This is a genomic window from Acidovorax sp. LjRoot66, assembly GCF_964253305.1.
Classification (GTDB): domain Bacteria; phylum Pseudomonadota; class Gammaproteobacteria; order Burkholderiales; family Burkholderiaceae_C; genus Acidovorax.
On the sequence record NZ_CAXUQU020000001.1, the window covers coordinates 771,390 to 786,509 of the forward strand.

Sequence of the window (15,120 nt, forward strand, 5' to 3'; positions counted from 1 at the left end):
CGCGCGATGACGCAGGGCAAGTTGGCACGACTTCTTGCAGCGGGATATGGCTCGGGGCGCGATGAAGGCTACCAGGCTTGGATTCGAGTACGCCGCAAGCTTAGTTCCCCCGTGTCGAATTTGCACTGCATGACCTCGCCGGTCTATGCTCGCGCGCTCAACCTGCTGTCAGGGTTAGAGCACGCAGCTGCAAATGTGGCTCTATGGCTCCAATGCAATGAGATTCGCGAGCAGCACCCGTTTTGGCCGTGGGACCACCCCCACCCAGGAACGGGTCGACATCCTGACCTCGACAAGAGCTTCCAGGCAGCACCTGGGTTGTTGGAAATCGCCAAATCTGCAGGTATCAAACATGGTGTCTATCCGGGCACGAATGTCCCTTTCGTCGCGACCATCGACTTCACGCTCTCCATAGGTCCATGGGAGAACTCCAAGTTCGTGCATTGGAGTTGCAAGCCATGGAAGGTCCTAAGTGACTCCGCGAGTAAGGACCGGATTCTTGAGCGAATCGAGATGGAACGGCTCTACAGTGAAGCCATCGGGGCGCGACATGTTGTGGTGGACGGACGGCTCTTTAGTGCGCAGTTGATCGGCCAGTTGGACTGGTTCAGGCCCCTTCGATCCGAAATGGAGAACCCAGCAATCGTGGGGCCGATGCAAGAGTTCAGCGAGCATTTCATGTCGGTCGCTGAAGACTCTCTAGCCGCCGCAAAGCAATTCGCTGCGCAAAGGACAGGAGTTCCTGAGCACCTCGTGGAGGTGATCTTTCGAACGGCAGCTTGGTTGGGGCACATTGACTTGGACTTCTCGCGCCCTATCGTCATGTCCCGGCCTCTAAAGCGTGATTGCACCGGATTCAAATGTTCACTGAGCGTGGCGCTGTTGGGGGTGGAACATGCGTGAGCTCCTGAAAGGCAAACTCGTAAGGCTTCACTTACCTACTGGTTTCCGCGACCTCGGTCGCGTGGTGTACGACTGCCGTGATTGCGACGACATTCTCTACATTCCCTTGCCCGCCGAGACACGCTGTGGGAAGGGACAGGACGCGCGCCTGCGTGCTCCCAAGAGGCTAAAGCGAGTTCAAATTCCACTGCTTGGTAACGGGCATGAAGTCACATTGGTGGATTTTGTTCCTCCAGATGAGTGGATCTTGACTGATGAGGAGCTCTCGGGGAACAGTCTTTCGCTGGACAAGACTCGGCGGAACTTGCCGGCGTGGTTAGCGCATAGGGAAAACAAGAAGGCATTAATTGCCCCAATACTCAAAGATTTTGGCGACTATGAGCTTCTTGAGCTTGGGCTTCTGAACGCAAAGGTGCGCGACCATGTGAAAGAAGCCGGCGTAAAAGATGAACGAATCATCGTTCAAGCCATGCGTCGGTACTACTTCGGCTGCGGCCACCCAAATGCATTGCTTCCAAACTGGGCAGAAGTAGGATCCAGAGGAATCAAAAAATTCTCTGTGTCCAAGACTGGGCGCCCAAGTGCGAAAAGTCTCAAACCGGACGCCAAACCAGAATTCGTGGTTGCTGAAGGAGACAGGGAACAGCTGTCCAATGGTTGGAAGACTTACAAGAAAAAGGGGGTGTCCGTCAGAGTTGCGTACCTTCAGACATCCAGCCAATACTGGCCGGGCCCGGAACGGGTAAACGATTCATACAAGAACCAATACTTTCTCAAGCCGCCCCACCAGCGCCCAACTTTTGCTCAATTTAAGTGGGCAGCTAGATTGCAGGGCTTGTCCGCCTCAAGAGTAAACATGGGAGAGCAGGTCTTCAGCCTTACCAAGCGAGCACTCATCGGTAGCGCCAAGGACGGCATATACGCCTTAGCCCAGGTTGCCGTAATCGACAGCACGAGCGAGGACCAGACCCCAGTGTCCAGCCTAAACAGGTTGAAGGTGCTCCCCTCGACATATCGCACCGTCGTAGTTGAGGCTTGGTGCGGCTACATCCTCGGTGTCTACTGCGGTTTCGAACACCCTAGCACTTTGACATCTCTGCTGGCGCTCCTCAACTGCGTGAGTTCGAAGGTCGAATTTTGTGCACGCTACAACATCCATATCACTGAGGGCGAATGGTTCTCGCGGTTGCCCAAACGCATCCGCGGCGACAACGGTGAACTCAAAAGTGAAAAAGGCATTTCGACCATGAGCGCATCGGAAGTCGCAAGCGAGTTCGTGCGTTCGTATGCTGGAGATCTGAAATCCGGCGCTGAGAGTTCCCACCATTCCTTGCACCGGATTGTTGATCATCACGCAGCCGGTTCCACTCAAGGCCGTCGGCGTGAGCGTGGTGAGGACCTCAGAGAGAAAGATGCGTGCAGGACTTTTGACGAAAACATGCCGTTCGTCATAAAAGCAATTTTGCGCCACAACAATGAAGAGCCTGTAGACCATCTCCTTTCCGTCGAGATGCGTCAAGATGGGGTTAAGCCGACACGCCGCGCGATCTACGAGTGGCTTCTTTCAAAAGGCTACGCTGCAAGCGAACCGGCGCACCTAGACATGCTGCTGGCCCAATGTCTACCGAGATTTAAAGGAGCGATTCGACGCGATGGCATCCATGTCTTCGACCCTCGGGACAGCAGACGACTCATTCCTCAGATGGTGTACGCGAGCGAATGGTTACGAGAGTCTCGACTGAGCGAGCAGGCTGGGAACGGAAGCATTCCGTGTGAAGTCCAAATCGACCCGCAAAATCTGGCTGTCTGCTATATCACTAGAAAAAACAAACTGCACCAGCTTCATCGTAAATCTAGCGACCCACTGTTGAATGAGCTGCCGTTGCTTGAGTACCTCTTGATGACGGACGATGACTTGGCGACAGTCAACGAGATGCGCGGCTTCTTGGAGTCATCTGATGCGCAGCTCCATGCGGGCAATCGCGCTCAAAACAGGGCCTCGCGCGCAGCAAAAAAGGCGGCGCTAGCGCAAGCCGCTGCGGGCGATGCCCCAGTCGCGAGTCGGTACGACAAACGAAAAAATCGCGAAATCGAATTGGAGCATTTGCGAATGAAGAGACTGGGAATCGTTGACTCCCAAGCTTTGCAAAAGAGCCCTGAAGGCAGTGAGGCCCTTTGTGTGCCGCCTCCCCCCCCAGTTGTTCAAAGCGTCACTGCAGACTTGATGGCTGCTTCGAGAAGGGCACGAGCGCGATGAGAAGCACAGAGCATCAGCAACACCTTTTCAACGCTGACGAAGGCAATCCTTTGCTCCAGCCTCTGTTGCCTGAAAGAACGTTTGCGCAGTGGGCCGCCGACCTTTACTTCGATCCACTCGCAAGCCACTATCAAAGCCGAACACAGTTGGCAGAAAGCCTGATTCATCGCATCGACCAACTCTCCATCCCGACGCGAAAGTCAATCACCCTGGCGCTGAACTTCAGCGGGATGATGATTGCAAGCTTAAGACGTCGTGATCCTAGGATTGCAGCCAATCGCAAATACCTGTTTGAGCTGCCATTGTTCGGAGACCGGATAAATGAGCGGAACTTAGATCAGATTCCTTGGGTTGGAGAGGGGGCTTCGGGCGGCATCGTCAGGGGGCCTACAGGCTGCTCAAAGACGCATTCCTGCGATGCCTTTCTTCGCCTCTTACCCCAATGCGTCGAACACGAAAAGAACGCAGATTGCGGATGGGAGTATCTGCAACAGCTGGTCTATCTGCGAGTTCCGATGCCTGCAGATTCGAGCCGCAAAGGGTTGCTCATCAACATCGTTTGGAAGATTGATGAAGCACTGGATACGTCTTATGCGAGAGAACTCACAAAGCAGCTGACTCAGGAGCAGTTGTTGGTGAAGGTCCTGACGCTGCTAGCAGTCCATCGGTGCGGACTGCTCATTCTTGAGGAGGTTCAAGATCGCAACGTGGCCTCCAAAGCTCTGGGCAGCGAGTTTTCCACAGTATTTTTGAAGATCCTCAACGCGGGCATTCCCCTCGTCTTGGTGGGAAATCCGATGTCTTTCGAGCACGTCATGAGCTTCTCGCAGGATCGTCGCCGGCTCACAAATGCAGGCCTGTTTAACTTCTCTTCAGCTTATGACCACACCGATGATGAGTGGGCAATGGATCTGGTACCGGGGGTATGGGGATGGACGCCGTTGCCTGTCGCGGATGTGCCAATACTCAACCTGGAGCAACTGTTGTACGAACGGACGGGAGGCATCCCGGGCCTCTTGAGTACCTATCGGCGAGAAGCTTTGATCGAAGCCATCAGAGCCGGGTCCGAATACGTGACGGCAGCGCACGTCGACGCGGCTTTCTGGTCTCCTTCAATGGCAGGCATGCATGAGCTTATTGATGCGTATAGACGGAAAGATCTCAAGGCGCTTGCTCACAAGTTCACCGATCAGCCTGTTGCGTATCTTTCTGAGATGTGGGAGCGCGAGCGGCAAATTAGAGCCTACGAAGCTTCGGTTCGGTCTTCGAATGCCTGACGAGGTCGTCTGCGTGCCTTCCCAAGCTCCAGTCCTTCCAGCTTGGGCGGAGGACGAGACGCTGTACTCATGGTGCTGTCGCTGGCACCGACTGACGATGAATAGGACAAGAACCTCGGGCAGCGCATTGTTTGGAGTGCCTAGCGCTGCTAAGGTTTGGATTGCCCCGAATCCTTTTGGCCAGTTCTGCGCGGCCACGCGGGGGGCTTTGGGCCACCCTCTTGAAATCCTGCGAGGAAGAACGATCGTAGGCTCTTATCTGCCTCTTGCAAAGCCGGAGGATCGACGCCGTGTTGAGAGCGGTGAGGTACCGCCCTCATTCTTGGTAAGTGCCAAGTCCGGCATTGCCTTGTCTTTGCGCTACTGTCCCAAATGCGCGAGGCGCCATGAAAGCGCGTTGGGCATCGCACTTTGGAGAGTGGGACATCAACTACCTGGAACCGCCTTGTGTGTAGAGCACGGCCAACCGTTGATTGAGCATGTTGGCAAACGACAGCTTTGGTCAGTGCCTGGGACCGAGGATCATCGAGAAATCGATATCCGCACGAAGGCAGAGTTTGAGGTCATGCGCGCTGTTGCAGTGGCCGCTCAATACATTGCAGATAGTCATGCCCTGGACGTCGATGTCTTGCGAAGGCAAGCGCAACTTGTTGTCTGCGAAGGCTATGGAGTCGTCGACGTCAAGCGCTTAGATCCCCATGTCGTTGACGCGGACTGGCGGCAGTCCACTCTGGCGAGTTGGTGCAGGCGTTTTCAGCCACAACAGGTCGCGTTTCCGGAGTTATGGCTTACAGACATACTTCGCTTCAGGCGTTCAGAAAGAAATCCAATGAAATGGGCGTATCTGCTCGCGTACTTTCAAGAGCGGTCGTGGTCATCGATTGAAGGCTTTCTCGCCCATGCCAGGAATGCGGCAGACCGCCAACTAAGTCTCTGGAGTCAGATGGAGAGCATCCCTCTCGTGGTGCTTGATGCGTTTGCAAAAGCGAAGAATTCAAGGCAAGCCGGGAAGATCATCGGCGTGAATGGGAGCACGATTCGCGATTGGGTCAGGACTCATCCTGAACTCGTTGCAGTGAGCAGGCACTGGGATTGGAGCCGATGATCCCGAAGATCCCTGGGGGATGCACATTGCGATCACTGATCAATGGTCTTCTGTATCTCCGTGGGACCTTGTGCCTCTCTCTCAACCGCCATACCTTTTTGTGGGGTGCACATCAAGTCGCTTTGGAGTTGCTTGGCGGACAACGAACTGCCTCATGGGTCGCGATGCAATTCACGGCGCTGCCTCTGGTGATCTCCACGCTCTCTGAGGATCAGAAACAAACGCTACTCTCAAAGCTTTGCGATCAAGAACCGATTGCGAAATTGGCGGACGATTTGAAAGCGATGCTGCCTCGTGCGGTCACAGCCTTTCGAGTGTGTCGGCAATGCGTTGACGAGGATGTCTCGAAGTACGGCCTAGCATTTACACGAGTTTCGCATCAGATTCCGAGCATTCGAACCTGCTCCGTGCACGGTAGCAGGCTTGAAAACGCTTGCGGAGACTGCGGCCACGAATACAGGTTAACAGGGGCCAATGTGCGTCGGAGATGCTTGGAGCGCTGCAGCCTATGTCAGTCGGCAATTGGGCGACCAGTGGATCACGTCCACTCCGCCGGTTACGCAGCTTTTTCTGACCTTCTCCATCGGGGCCTAGTGGGCCAAGCTCCAGAAGTTCGTCCCGACCAGTTGAGCGTCGCATTGCAGCGATTCGTTGAACTGTCGGTCCGTCATGGCGAGGATTTGCTTTGGATGTTCGCAAAGTTCTGGAACGTCGACTCTTGGCGAGTTGCGTGCAAACGCTTGGGTGCTGACCCTGCTGAAATAAGGAGGTCACTTCTCTTTGGCGTTCCGCCAGAAAGCATCGTTGGCGTATATGGACTGGCTAGCTTTTTTCACTCGTATGTGCTCACAGCCCCAGACTTGCCTACGGGAGCTCCTGTGGACGCACCAATCTGGAGTTTTATGCGCTACAAGAAACAAGATGAACTGGTGTTCGATAGGGCACTTCTTTCCGGGATGCCTACTGAAATCGTATTGCTGCTGATTCACGGGGACTGGGCCGCCATCCGGGATCGAGGGTTTTCTCTGGGGACTGTACGACGCTTTCTTGGCTCTCTTAACGCTGAGAAATCCCTCATCCTCAAGATGAGGCGAATGCACTTGAGGCGGTTGAGTCGGCTATAGGGAGGCTCGGAGCGCGACAGGCCAAATGGAACTGGTTTCGCTCACTTGGAGGCCTGCACACGGTAGCGGTGGTCCCTCAACAGGCACTTTTCAGTGCATTCAGCATCAGCATCAGCATCGTTCCTGATTTGCGCGGGGAGCGCTCTCGCGACCGAACAGAAAGTGATAGCCACGCTTTGTTAGCAAGCACCAAAGGTTGCCCGAAATGGCCATTCTTTGATGTACGTGCAGAATCTAGCGGCCAACCGGAACGCGCGTCGCACCGAGCGCATCTCGCCATTCTTTGTTAGCAACAAACATGGGTATGGATTTCCTGGCCGAGATTAGACATCGGTCGTGAACCTGCGTGCGCCCAAGGTGAGCGCCTGCTTGTTACCGCGTGCCAAACCGCTTCTCGAACCACCGATCCAGCAACGCCTTCTCGTACCGCAGCCGGTCCCCGCTCGAATACCTGTTGCTGGGCACCATGAAGTTCAGGTCGCTGAGCACCTCTTCGCCGCCGGAAACCGGGGCGCTGTCATCGCGCACCAGGCTGTAGCGCAGCTTGATGCGCGGGCCCGTGACATCGGTGACCACCCGCACGTCCGAGCCGCCCACGCCCATGGGCGGGAAGTGGCCGGCCAGGTCGATGTCCAGCACCTCGACCTTGAGGGTGTCGGTGGGTGCCAGGCCCCGCGTGGCCAGGCGCTGCAGGTGCTGCTCCACGTCGCGCAGCACCTGGGCGCGGTCGGATTCGTTCGCCACGGGGTGGGCGTAACTGGCGTCGGTGTACTTCTCCGGCGCTGTGAACGTGACGCTGGCAGTGCCCGCCGCCGCGCTGGTCGCCGTGATGGCGGCGCAGGCGGCGAGCAGGCCGGCAGCCAGAAGGCGGGCGGGGCTTGGTGGGTGCAGCAATGGCAGCAGCAGCGACATGGCGCGTTTCTCCTTGAATGGTTGGCAGTGTGACGCAGGGCGGCGGTACGTGGTTCCATTCCACCATCGATGGGTCGGCTCGCCGGCAGGGATTGCGGCAGTCGGTCGATCAGTCCTCCTACCTCTGGGGGCCAATCGGGGTGGAGGGGACCCATACGACCTTCATTCTCGGAGTGCAACTGCCCCCAGACAGGCGGCGTTGCATGCCCCGGAATGCCCATTTTCGTTGCAACGATGCAACGTATTGATAACTACTTTGCTGCGAATTTTGTAGCAACGGGCCACGCATTGCGGTGGATTGGGGTTTTCCTGGCACGGCACGGATGGGCCTCTGGCGGGCTTTACCGGGGAGGGCCTACACGTTCAGAGATTGCTAAATTAAAATGCGAATAGTTGTCGTTCTGATTTGTTTCTAGAACCAGGGCGGCAGGCCAAGGGCTCTGCCGCTGGTTGTATGACCTCCTTTTCTGGATTCGACCCGGCCCTGCCGGTTTTGGTTCGCTCGTCTTTTTCTTGTTTCCTGGCCCCACCCACCATGCATTCCTCGACCGTCCGCGCGTTCCATCGCTTCGCTCCCCGTCCCCTGCTGATCCGCCAATACCTGGGCGCCGGGCTGGCCATTGCCGCCGTGGGCGTGGCTGCGCAGACCAGCACTTCCGGCACCACGCTCGACGAGGTGAAGGTGCGCGAGCAGGCCGAGGCCATCGGCGGCCTGCAGAAGACCTACCACGGCGGCCAGTTCGCGCGCGGCGGTGATCTGGGCATCCTGGGCCGCACCGACCAGATGAACGTGCCGTTCAGCACCACCAACTACACGAACGAGCTGATCCAGAACCAGCAGGCCCTGACGGTGGCCGACGTGGTGATGAACGACGCCTCCGTGCGCAGCCTGCAGGCGCGTGGCGGCTACGGCGATGACTTCCAGGTGCGCGGCCTCACGGTGTCCAACACCGACGTGAGCCTGAACGGTTTGTTCGGCCTGAGCCCGTCCACCCGCATCCCGCTGGAAATGATTGAGCGCGTGGAAGTGCTCAAGGGCCCTGGCGCCCTGACCAACGGCGTGGGCCCCGGCGGCAGCGTGGGCGGCAGCATCAACCTGGTGACCAAGCGCGCGGCCGATACGCCGTTGACGCGCCTGACCACCAGCTACATGGGCAAGGCCCAGTTCGGTGCCCACCTGGACGTGGGCCGCCGCTTTGGTGAAGACAACCAGTGGGGCGTGCGCGCCAATGCGCTGGTGCGCAACGGCGAAGGCAATGTCGACGGTGGCCGCCAGCGCGCCGACGTGGCGGCCCTTGGGGTGGACTACGCCGGCAGCCGCCTGCGCTGGTCGCTGGACGCCTTCGCCACCGAAGGCGAAACCCGGCAGTTCCGCCCCCAGACGGCCTTCCGCGCCGGCGTCACGCAGATGCCTGCGGCGCCGGACAACCGCACCAGCATCTACCCCGGCGCCAACCTGACGGACGACATGCGCACCGTGATGTCGCGCCTGGAGTACGACATCAACGACAGCACCACCGTGTACGGCGGCGTGGGCTACACCCACAACACCAACGAGCAGCACTTCCCGACCGCCGGGCTGCGCGTTGACGCTCTGGGCAACTTCACGGTGGCCAACGGCTACTACGATGCCTACAACAAGACCTCGTCGATGGACGCAGGCCTGCGCACCAAGTTCCAGACCGGCGCCATCGGCCACACCGTGGCCCTGGCCACAAACTACCTGGACCAGGAGATCGGTTACTTCTACCAGCTGACCAGCACCTACGCCCCGTCCAACATCTACAACCCCGCACCACTGCCGACCATCAACTTCCCGCGCGGCAACCCCAGCAAGAGCAGCGAGCTCAAGCAGCACAGCCTGGCGCTGGCCGACACCATGTCGTTCGACAATGGCCGCTACCTGCTGACGCTGGGCGTGCGCGACCAGACCATCGAGCAGGGCAGCTTCAACGTCAACACCGGCGCAGGCACCGGCTACTACAAGGCCAGTGCCGTGACACCGCTGGCGGGCCTGGTGATCAAGCCGACGAAGAACATCTCGGTCTACACCAACTACACCGCCGGCCTGACCCGTGGCGGCACGGCCGGCCCCGGCACGGCCAATGCGGGCGAGACGTTTGCGCCGCAGAAGTCCAAGCAGAACGAAGTGGGCATCAAGGTGGACTGGGGCCAACTGACCACCCAGGCCGCCATCTACCAGATCAAGCGCCCCAGCGCCCTGACCGACCCGGCCACCAACCGCTACAGCTTTGGTGGCGAGCAGCGCAACCGCGGCCTGGAGCTGACGGCCTATGGCGAAGTCCAGCGTGGCCTGCGTGCCATGGCCAGCGCCTCGTTCAACACCGCCAAGCTCACGCGCACCGCCGGTGGCGTGAACCAGGGCAACGACGCGGCCGGCGTGCCGGACCGCACCTTCAACCTGGGCCTGGACTGGGATACGCCGCTGCAGGGCCTGAGCGTGAACGGCCGCGTGATCAATACCTCCGGCATGTACGCCGACGCCACCAACCGCCTGCGCGTGCCTGCCTGGACGCGCCTGGACATCGGTGCCCGCTACGCCACCAAGGTGGCCGGCAAGCCCGTGGTGCTGCGCGCCAACCTGGAGAACGTGAGCGACAAGAACTACTGGGTCATCAGCAACTACGTGACCGTGGGCGCGCCCCGCACGCTGATGCTGTCGGCCGCAGTGGACTTCTGAGGTATGGGCATGACCGGAGTCTTGCCATGATGCCCGTGCTGCGCGGTATCTGGCGCGCCGGGCCGCTGGTGTCGCGCATCGTTGCGGCCATCGGCGGCGGCTATGTGCTGGCGGCGCTGTTCAGCGTGGCGGTGCTGGCCCTGCCCATGGCCCGGGCGCAGGCCGTGATCACGGGCATGCTGGCCAGCTTTGCCATCTACACGGGCGCGGTGATCTGGGTGTTTGCGGTGCGCAGCGCCTGGCGCGCCTGGGCCGGGCTGGTGGTGGCGGCCGTGCCGCTGCTGCTGGCCGCATGGACCGTGTGGTCCTCTGCAGGAGCTTCCCAATGACGACGAACAACAACGACGACGTGCCGTTGGACGAGCCCAAGGCGCCGGGCATCCGCCAGACCATGTCGGACCTGCACACCTGGGCCGGCCTGCTGTGTGGCTGGTTCCTGTATGCGATGTTTCTCACGGGTACCGTGAGCTACTTCAAGGACGAGATATCGCAGTGGATGCGGCCCGAGCTGCCGCACCGCGCGGTGGTGCCCGATGCGGCCGAATCGGCCCAGCGCATCGCCAACCAGCTCGTGCAGTTGGTGCCGAATGCGCCGCAGTGGAGCATGCGCCTGCCCGACGAGCGCTACACCACGGTGGACAGCTTCTGGCGCTTGGCACCCGAGCAGGGGGCGGCTGCCAATGGGCGCAACTTCGGCAGTGCCAACTTCGATCCGCTGACCGGCGAGAAGGTGGCCTCGCGCGAGACGGTGGGCGGCGAATTTTTCTACCGCTTCCACTTTCAGTTCCACTACATGCCCGTGCGGTGGGGGCGCTGGCTGGCGGGCTTTTGCGCCATGTTCATGCTGGTGGCCATCGTCAGCGGGGTCATCACGCACAAGAAGATCTTCACCGACTTCTTCACCTTCCGCTGGGGCAAGGGCCAGCGCTCGTGGCTGGATGCGCACAACGCGCTGTCGGTGTTCGGGCTGCCGTTCCACTTCATGATCACCTACACCGGCCTGATCACGCTGATGGCGCTGTACATGCCGTTCGGCGAGCAGGCGGCGTACACGACACCGGCGCAGAAGCAGGAGATGACCTCCCAGCTCAGCGCCTTCATCCAGCCCGGCAAGGCCACGGGCCAGCCGGCGCCGCTGGCGCCGGTGGACGACATGGTGCGCCAGGCCCAGGCGCGCTGGGGCGAGGGCAACGTGGGCCGCCTCACCGCCACGAATGCCGGCGACTCCGCGGCGCGTGTGAGCGTGACGCGCGGCGAGGAGGGCCGGGTCTCCATGAGCCCGCAGTACATGCTGTTCGATGGTGTGAGCGGCAAGCTGCTGGAGGTGAAGGAAAGCGTAGGCCCCTCAGCCGAAACGCGTGGCGTGCTTTATTCGCTGCACCTGGGGCGCTTCAGTGACCTGCACATGCGCTGGCTGTACTTCATCGTGAGTCTGGCGGGCACGGCCATGGTGGGCACGGGCCTGGTGATGTGGACCGTCAAGCGCCGCCGCAAGCTGGGCGATCCGGCGCGGCCGCACTTCGGCTTTCGCTTGGTGGAAAAGCTCAATATCGCCAGCATCGCGGGCCTGTCCATCGCCATGGCCGGCTTCCTCTGGGGCAACCGCCTGCTGCCGCAAGGCATGGCCGAGCGCACGGCATGGGAGGTGCATGTGTTTTTCATCGTCTGGGCCCTGACGCTGGCGCATGCCATGCTGCGCCCCTCGCGCCGCGCCTGGATCGAGCAGTTCTGGATTGGTGCGGCCGCGCTGGCCCTGCTGCCCCTGGTCAGCGCGTTGACCACCGAGCGGCCGCTGTGGCGCAGCCTGGCCGAGGGGGATTGGGTGTTTGCCGGCTTCGAGTTCATGCTCTGGGCGCTGGCCGGCCTGCATGCCTGGCTGGCGGTGCGCACGGCGCGCCACCAGGGGTCCAAGCCCCGTGCGGCACGGGCGCCAGCGCCATCCGCACCCACCGGCTCTGCCATGCCCCAGGGGGGTGCGTGATGCACCATCTGCTCACCTTCGTGACCTGCCTGGCCGCCTTCGCAGCCCTGGCACTAGGGACGGAACGCCCGCAGGACGAGCTGTTCGGCCAGGCGCTGGCACCGCGCGCCACCTGGCTGTTGCGCATCGCGGGCTGGGGCGCCCTGGCCGTGGCGCTGGCCATCATCGTGCATGCCCAGGGCTGGGGCATGGGGTTGGTGAGCTACAGCGGCCACACCAGCCTGGCGGCCGGCATCGTGCTGTGCGGGCTCATCGTGCGCAGTCGGCGCTGACTGAGCCGGTGCTGCCGCTCTCACATCTTGACGTCGTAGCCGAGGGTGATCGGCGCGTGGTCCGAGAACTCCACCTCCTTAGATGGTCACGGTACGCGCAAGGGTAGTTGTCGCCGGCGTTGCCAAGTGGCGTTGATCGCGAGGGCGCAGGGTGCGAGAGAATGGTTGTTTCGGGCGATTTCGCGCCCTGCCAATTTCGTGAGCACTGTTACCCTGCTGCACCATGATCCCAGCTTTCAATCACTCTCACGTTTTGCCCCCTTTCGAGGGCGAGCGTCTGACCAGTGCACACAGTTCGCCCTATGTAGTTGCGACTGGAGAGTTCGTGCAGCGCTTCGCCATCAACGCGGCGCGCCACGCGATCATTGATGGGTTCATGCGCTACCGTGGCGAATTGCGCCGTCTAGGGTTTGTCCGAGGATTTCAGTGGCTCGACGGCAGTTTCGTTGAAGATGTCGAGTCTCGTGAGGGGCGCGCGCCCAGGGACATAGACATCGTGACGTTTGCGCATCCTCCCGCCGGCATGAGCACCGAGCAGATCAGGGACATGATGCAATCGCATGCAGATCTTTTCGACCACGCTCTGTGCAAAGCGGCTTTCCGCGGCGACACTGCGATCGTCAACCTGGCAACTTCACCAGAGTGGCTGGTCACTCAGACTCGTTACTGGTACGGCCTCTACTCCCATCGCCGAGGCGATGCGTTGTGGAAGGGCATGTTGCAGTTGCCCTTGGATTCGAACGACCTCGAAGGGCTCCAAATGCTGACGGAACTGAATTTTGAAGGAGAGAGCAATGCTGGCTCAACTTGAGAGGCAATTCCTTCAGGCCGATCTCGCGCAAGCTCGGCAACTACTCGCCGAGGGATGCGCGCACAACGACCCTTTTGCAGAAAGCCAATATAGCCAGCGAGTGGCACGGCTTGAGCGCGAACTGACTGAGCTTGCTGTAAAAGCCCAGAGCGCTCCGACCGGGGTCGCCTTGTTCTTTGGTGGTAGGCCGGTGATTGGATCGCATGGCATCAAGGCTGCGTTCGGAACACAGGCTGTGGGCCAGTTTCAGAAGTTAGTCAGCCAGCGCTACGCGGCAGCGGAGACGGGGCCCTTGGCGTCACGCGGACGAGTGCCAATGAGCGAGGAAACTCAGCTTCTTGTGACTGATGTAGTGCGAGGGTCTTTTGGATTTGTCCTGCAAGGAAGTCAGCCTGCAGAAAGCGATGCGACGCTCAGACAGGTAGTGGGCGAGGTCGCTGACACGCTCTCACGAATGGCCAGTGTAGACGATGCGCTATTCGATGAAGCGTCCGCTCGATTTGACAATCGGCAACTCGGCGCATTGAAGGAGTTTTTCAAACTGCTCGACGACGAGGGAGCAAGCTTGCGAGTCGTGGAGGGTGAGCGGGATTTCGAGTTGACGACGCAAGCAGTGCAGCGCGCTCGCCAACGTGTCGAAGCGCTTGTGATCGAAGATCGTCTCGAGACCCATGAAGGCGAAATCATCGGATGGGCCGAATACTCGCTTCGCTTCGAAGTGCTCCTCCATGCGGACCGAAACGTGATTGTCGGTTCGATGTTACGGGAAGCGATGCAGAAGCTACTGGAAGAAGGCGTTAACCCGCTGCACCAGCACGTTAGTGCGCGGGTCAAGGTCCGCGAAGTTAGGCTGCGCAATCGCGCTCCTCGAAAGACGTTTGTATTGCAGTCGGTCGAACGCATTGGAGCACCTCCGGACTGGCCGGTGAGAGCGGCGCAACAATCTATTGCCACGTTGTCGAACGACTACAACGTGAAGTCGTAGCCGATGGTGATCGGAGCGTGGTCCGAGAACTTCACGTCCTTGTAAATGGTCTCGGTGCGCGCCAGCGCAGCCATGGCTGGCGTCGCAAGGTGGTAGTCCAGCCGCCAGCCCACATTGTTGGCGTAGGCCTGCCCGCGGTTGCTCCACCATGTGTAAGCCGTGTCGGTGGTGGTCGGTTGTAACTGACGGTAAACGTCGATCAGGCCGCCGCCTTCATCAGTTGTGTGCAACAACTTTGTCATCCAGGCGCGTTCATCGGGAAGGAAGCCGCTGTTCTTCTGGTTACTGCGCCAGTTTTTCAGGTCGATCTGCTGGTGGGCGATGTTGATGTCGCCGCATAGGATGAACTCTCGCTCCCGCTTGAGCTGCATGAGGTGGGGATGGAATTCCGCAAGGAAGCGGTACTTGGCCAGTTGGCGCTCCTCGCCCGAGGAACCGCTGGGAAAGTAGGCGCTGATGATGGACAGCTTGCGCGCGGGGGTGTCGAAGCGCAGCTCGAGGTAGCGGCCCTCGGCGTCGAACTCGGTCGAGCCGTAGCCCACGATCACGTCGCTGGGCAGGTGGCGGGTGTAGATGCCAACGCCCGAATAGCCCTTCTTCTGCGCGTAGTGGAAGTGCCCGTCCATCTCGGCCAGGCGCTCGAAGCGTGTGGCCACGTCGGCGGCCTGCGCCTTGACTTCCTGGACGCAAATACAATCCGGCCGTGTGGCAGCCATCCAGCTTTCCACGCCCTTGGTGGTGGCCGAACGGATGCCATTGAGGTTGAGGCTGGTCAAATTGAACAAGGAATTT

The 15,120-nt window shown here is 60.0% G+C and carries 13 protein-coding genes; 11 read left to right on the forward strand and 2 right to left on the reverse strand.

The genetic code is table 11. The features are described 5' to 3' along the window. The first annotated feature begins 6 nt into the window (after nt 1–6). The 5 genes from ACSQ3Y_RS03560 (at nt 7) to ACSQ3Y_RS03580 (ending at nt 6,666) form a co-directional block, all read left to right on the forward strand. On the forward strand, nt 7–903 hold the full coding sequence (locus tag ACSQ3Y_RS03560) for a hypothetical protein (RefSeq protein ID WP_436176467.1): 897 nt from the start codon (nt 7–9) through the stop codon (nt 901–903). Further along, entirely contained in the window at nt 896–3,160 is a 2,265-nt protein-coding gene (locus ACSQ3Y_RS03565; RefSeq protein ID WP_436176468.1) for a hypothetical protein, read from the forward strand. Before ACSQ3Y_RS03560 ends, ACSQ3Y_RS03565 begins: the two co-directional genes overlap by 8 nt. Beyond that, the gene (locus ACSQ3Y_RS03570; protein WP_436176469.1) at nt 3,157–4,437 is read left to right on the forward strand and encodes an ATP-binding protein; all 1,281 of its coding nucleotides are present in this window, start codon (nt 3,157–3,159) and stop codon (nt 4,435–4,437) included. Before ACSQ3Y_RS03565 ends, ACSQ3Y_RS03570 begins: the two co-directional genes overlap by 4 nt. Next, nucleotides 4,430–5,542 carry a TniQ family protein gene (locus ACSQ3Y_RS03575; RefSeq protein ID WP_436176470.1) on the forward strand — a complete coding sequence of 371 codons (1,113 nt, stop codon included), beginning with the start codon at nt 4,430–4,432 and terminating at the stop codon, nt 5,540–5,542. The genes ACSQ3Y_RS03570 and ACSQ3Y_RS03575 overlap by 8 nt, the downstream gene beginning before the upstream one ends. 284 nt (nt 5,543–5,826) lie before the next feature. Then, the gene (locus ACSQ3Y_RS03580; RefSeq protein WP_436180080.1) at nt 5,827–6,666 is read left to right on the forward strand and encodes a TniQ family protein; all 840 of its coding nucleotides are present in this window, start codon (nt 5,827–5,829) and stop codon (nt 6,664–6,666) included. Between the two features lie 372 nt (nt 6,667–7,038). On the opposite strand, the gene ACSQ3Y_RS03585 is transcribed toward ACSQ3Y_RS03580, so the two are convergent. Further along, nucleotides 7,039–7,578 (reverse strand): DUF3016 domain-containing protein, encoded by a 540-nt coding sequence (locus ACSQ3Y_RS03585; RefSeq protein ID WP_057202631.1) that lies wholly within the window; start codon nt 7,576–7,578, stop codon nt 7,039–7,041. Between the two features lie 535 nt (nt 7,579–8,113). On the opposite strand from ACSQ3Y_RS03585, the gene ACSQ3Y_RS03590 reads away from it, so the two are divergent. The 6 genes from ACSQ3Y_RS03590 to ACSQ3Y_RS03615 all read left to right on the forward strand — a co-directional run bounded on the left by ACSQ3Y_RS03590 (nt 8,114) and on the right by ACSQ3Y_RS03615 (nt 14,328). After that, entirely contained in the window at nt 8,114–10,279 is a 2,166-nt protein-coding gene (locus ACSQ3Y_RS03590; RefSeq protein ID WP_057202630.1) for a TonB-dependent receptor, read from the forward strand. 26 nt (nt 10,280–10,305) lie between these two features. After that, nucleotides 10,306–10,608, forward strand: a complete 303-nt coding sequence (locus ACSQ3Y_RS03595) for a DUF3649 domain-containing protein (RefSeq protein ID WP_057202629.1) — start codon at nt 10,306–10,308, stop codon at nt 10,606–10,608. Then, nucleotides 10,605–12,260, forward strand: coding sequence for a PepSY-associated TM helix domain-containing protein (locus ACSQ3Y_RS03600; protein WP_436176471.1), 1,656 nt, complete (start codon nt 10,605–10,607; stop codon nt 12,258–12,260). Before ACSQ3Y_RS03595 ends, ACSQ3Y_RS03600 begins: the two co-directional genes overlap by 4 nt. After that, a complete protein-coding gene (locus ACSQ3Y_RS03605; protein ID WP_436176472.1) occupies nt 12,260–12,532 on the forward strand; it encodes a DUF3325 domain-containing protein in 273 nt (90 codons plus the stop codon). The genes ACSQ3Y_RS03600 and ACSQ3Y_RS03605 overlap by 1 nt, the downstream gene beginning before the upstream one ends. Nucleotides 12,533–12,755: 223 nt before the next feature. Further along, a complete protein-coding gene (locus ACSQ3Y_RS03610; protein ID WP_436176473.1) occupies nt 12,756–13,343 on the forward strand; it encodes a DUF6932 family protein in 588 nt (195 codons plus the stop codon). Continuing rightward, nucleotides 13,327–14,328, forward strand: a complete 1,002-nt coding sequence (locus tag ACSQ3Y_RS03615; protein WP_436176474.1) for a hypothetical protein — start codon at nt 13,327–13,329, stop codon at nt 14,326–14,328. The genes ACSQ3Y_RS03610 and ACSQ3Y_RS03615 overlap by 17 nt, the downstream gene beginning before the upstream one ends. On the opposite strand, the gene ACSQ3Y_RS03620 is transcribed toward ACSQ3Y_RS03615, so the two are convergent. Then, nucleotides 14,310–15,113 (reverse strand): exodeoxyribonuclease III, encoded by an 804-nt coding sequence (locus ACSQ3Y_RS03620; RefSeq protein ID WP_428002774.1) that lies wholly within the window; start codon nt 15,111–15,113, stop codon nt 14,310–14,312. The two genes, ACSQ3Y_RS03615 and ACSQ3Y_RS03620, sit on opposite strands and share 19 nt — an antisense overlap. Between the last annotated feature and the right edge of the window lie 7 nt (nt 15,114–15,120).

What these genes read in the sequence shown, in the direction of transcription:
- ACSQ3Y_RS03560 (WP_436176467.1), top strand. Translation starts at nt 7, where the DNA reads ATGACGCAGGGCAAGTTGGCACGACTTCTTGCAGCGGGATATGGCTCG.
- ACSQ3Y_RS03565 (WP_436176468.1), top strand. Translation starts at nt 896, where the DNA reads ATGCGTGAGCTCCTGAAAGGCAAACTCGTAAGGCTTCACTTACCTACT.
- ACSQ3Y_RS03570 (WP_436176469.1), top strand. Translation starts at nt 3,157, where the DNA reads ATGAGAAGCACAGAGCATCAGCAACACCTTTTCAACGCTGACGAAGGC.
- ACSQ3Y_RS03575 (WP_436176470.1), top strand. Translation starts at nt 4,430, where the DNA reads ATGCCTGACGAGGTCGTCTGCGTGCCTTCCCAAGCTCCAGTCCTTCCA.
- ACSQ3Y_RS03580 (WP_436180080.1), top strand. Translation starts at nt 5,827, where the DNA reads ATGCTGCCTCGTGCGGTCACAGCCTTTCGAGTGTGTCGGCAATGCGTT.
- ACSQ3Y_RS03585 (WP_057202631.1), bottom strand. Translation starts at nt 7,578, where the DNA reads ATGTCGCTGCTGCTGCCATTGCTGCACCCACCAAGCCCCGCCCGCCTT.
- ACSQ3Y_RS03590 (WP_057202630.1), top strand. Translation starts at nt 8,114, where the DNA reads ATGCATTCCTCGACCGTCCGCGCGTTCCATCGCTTCGCTCCCCGTCCC.
- ACSQ3Y_RS03595 (WP_057202629.1), top strand. Translation starts at nt 10,306, where the DNA reads ATGATGCCCGTGCTGCGCGGTATCTGGCGCGCCGGGCCGCTGGTGTCG.
- ACSQ3Y_RS03600 (WP_436176471.1), top strand. Translation starts at nt 10,605, where the DNA reads ATGACGACGAACAACAACGACGACGTGCCGTTGGACGAGCCCAAGGCG.
- ACSQ3Y_RS03605 (WP_436176472.1), top strand. Translation starts at nt 12,260, where the DNA reads ATGCACCATCTGCTCACCTTCGTGACCTGCCTGGCCGCCTTCGCAGCC.
- ACSQ3Y_RS03610 (WP_436176473.1), top strand. Translation starts at nt 12,756, where the DNA reads ATGATCCCAGCTTTCAATCACTCTCACGTTTTGCCCCCTTTCGAGGGC.
- ACSQ3Y_RS03615 (WP_436176474.1), top strand. Translation starts at nt 13,327, where the DNA reads ATGCTGGCTCAACTTGAGAGGCAATTCCTTCAGGCCGATCTCGCGCAA.